The 2,378-nt window shown below is 59.0% G+C and carries 1 protein-coding gene and 1 pseudogene; one reads left to right on the top strand and one right to left on the bottom strand.

The features are described from left to right. The first annotated feature begins 81 nt into the window (after window positions 1-81). A complete protein-coding gene (locus tag WCA53_RS32330; protein WP_423921436.1) occupies window positions 82-2,010 on the top strand; it encodes a SurA N-terminal domain-containing protein in 1,929 nt (642 codons plus the stop codon). Between the two features lie 177 nt (window positions 2,011-2,187). On the opposite strand, the pseudogene WCA53_RS32325 reads toward WCA53_RS32330, so the two are convergent. Continuing rightward, window positions 2,188-2,378 (bottom strand): annotated as a pseudogene (locus tag WCA53_RS32325) (hypothetical protein); the annotation flags it as partial.

Below are 2,378 nucleotides of genomic sequence, written 5' to 3'. Positions count from 1 at the left end.
GAAAGGCGAACTCCGGTTCGCCTTTTTTATTGCCCGCTGCTGTAACATCGGGCGTTTTGTCTTAAGGCAGAATCGTCACGCATGCTCGACTTTTTCCGTAATCACCAACGCCTGATGATGGCCCTGTTGATCCTGATCGTGGTGCCGGGGTTGGGTATCGTCGGTATCCAAGGTTTCAGCAGTTTCTTCGACGAGAGCGCGAACGTCGCCAGCGTCAATGGTCGCAAGATCACTCGCATGGAATATGACGGCGCGCTGCGTCAGCAGGTCGACCGCGCTCGCCAGATGCTCGGCGCCCGCTTCGATGCCAAGATGTTCGAGACGCCGGAAATGCGCGCATCGCTCATCGATAGCCTCGTGCAACAGCGCGTGCTCGCCGATGAAACCCAGCGCCTCCATTTGACCGCTTCCGATGAAGCCGTGCGCCGCGCTTTGCTCGCCGATCCGACTATTGCGTCGTTACGCAAGCCTGACGGTAGCGTCGACGTTGAGCAGTACAAGCAATTGCTCGCCATGCAGGGCATGACGCCCGAGCAATATGACGAGCGGGTACGTTATGGTCTCGCGACCGATCAGATACCGGGCAGCATTATAGGCAGTGCCTTCACCTCGAAGGCACTCGCGCAGAGTCTGAGCGAGATTGCCGAACAGCACCGCGACGTGCAGGGTCTTGCGTTTCGCACTGCAGATTACGCCGCGAAGGTGCAGCCTTCCGATGCTCAGTTGACGTCCTACTACGACGCGCATCGTGATGAATTTGCCACGCCTGAATCGGCGACGATCCAGTATGTGGTGATGTCGCCGGCGACTTTGTCGGCGGCCATCAAGCCCAGCGATGCCGACCTCAAGAAGTACTACGACGACAACATCGCACGCTTCAAGACGCAGGCCGAAGTGCGGGCTAGCCACATCCTGATCGTCGCGCCGAAGGATGCGAGCGCCGCAGATCAGGCCAAGGCCAAGCAGCAGGCCGACGCGATACTCGCGCAAGTCAACGCGCATCCCGACCAGTTTGCGGCGATCGCGCAGAAGGAGTCGCAGGATCCCGGCTCGGCCGCAAAGGGTGGCGATCTCGGTTATTTCAACCGTGGGATGATCGCAGGCGGCCAGGCGTTCGACGACGCCGCGTTCGGTCTCAAGAAAGGCGAGATCAGCGGCGTGGTGCACACGGATTTCGGCTATCACATCATCGAGGCAACGGACGTGAAGCCGTCGGTCACGCAATCGTTCGATCAGGTGAAGGACGCGCTGATGAAGGATTATGTCGCGCAGCAAGCGGCCAAGAGTTTGGCTGACAGCGCGGAAGGGTTCACCTCGACCGTGTACGAAAAGTCGAAGACGCTTCAACCCGCCGCCGATAAATACGCGCTCCAGGTTCAAACGGCTACGGTCGGAACGAAGCCCGATCCCAAGCTTGCCCCTGACAATCCGTTGAACAATCCGAAGTTTTTATCGGCGATATTTGCATCGGATGCAGTGAAAGAGCACAACAACACGCAGGCCATTGATGTCGGCAACAACACGCTGATTGCAGGCCGCGTGACTGACTACAAACCAGCCGCCGTGCCGCCGCTCGATACGATCAAGGACGCCGTGCGCGCAAAGGTCGTGGCAGTAGAGGCGGCGCAGGCTGCAGTCAAGGACGGGCAGGCCAAGCTTGCTGAACTGCAGAAGTCGAATGCGACAACCGGTTTCTCGTCGGTGTCGAAGGTATCGCGCAACGACGCGCAAGGCGTGCCGCCTCTCGCGCTCGCCGCCATCTTCAAGGCGGATTCGTCGAAGTTGCCTGCGTATGTCGGCGTCGATCTGGGTAAGGATGGTTACGCGATCTATCGTGTGAACGGTATTGAGAAGAGTGAGCCGGTCGCGGCTGATCGTCTTGCCGGCGCGCAACAGCAAGTGGCGCAAGTGTATGCGCAAGCGGAAATGGAGGCGTATCTGGATTCGTTGAAGGCGCGTTCGAATGTCAAGATCATGCATTTGCCGGGTACAGCGGATCAGGCTCAATAAGCAAGCTGCACTATTGGCGGCCTGAATATGTGGGGCCGCCATACGAACTCGATCAGTACACGCAACGAACGCAAGCTAACAAAAAGCCCCGCTGGCGCAAGACCAGCGGGGCTTTTTCATATCGATTTTTACATCGGCCACGGCACTCGCGACAAATCGACGTAAGAGGCCGGATAGTTACAGGCAACCCTGGATAGCGCCGGTGGCATCGCCGCCAGCCCCACCTGCTGTGCGAAAACCTACCCACGTCCCGGACCCCGTGTATGACGGGCGCACGACGGCGGCAGCGCCGGACGGCGGTTGTTGACCCGGAACGTAAACATCGGAGGCCATGTCGTTGGCCAGCGTATTTTGCGAAACTACTTGCT

The organism is Caballeronia sp. (assembly GCF_049581465.1).
In the GTDB taxonomy this organism is placed as follows: Bacteria; Pseudomonadota; Gammaproteobacteria; order Burkholderiales; family Burkholderiaceae; genus Caballeronia.
Note: the sequence above shows the minus strand (reverse complement) of the source record. Positions and strands in the feature narration are given on the sequence as shown.

What these genes read in the sequence shown, in the direction of transcription:
- WCA53_RS32330 (WP_423921436.1), top strand. Translation starts at nt 82, where the DNA reads ATGCTCGACTTTTTCCGTAATCACCAACGCCTGATGATGGCCCTGTTG.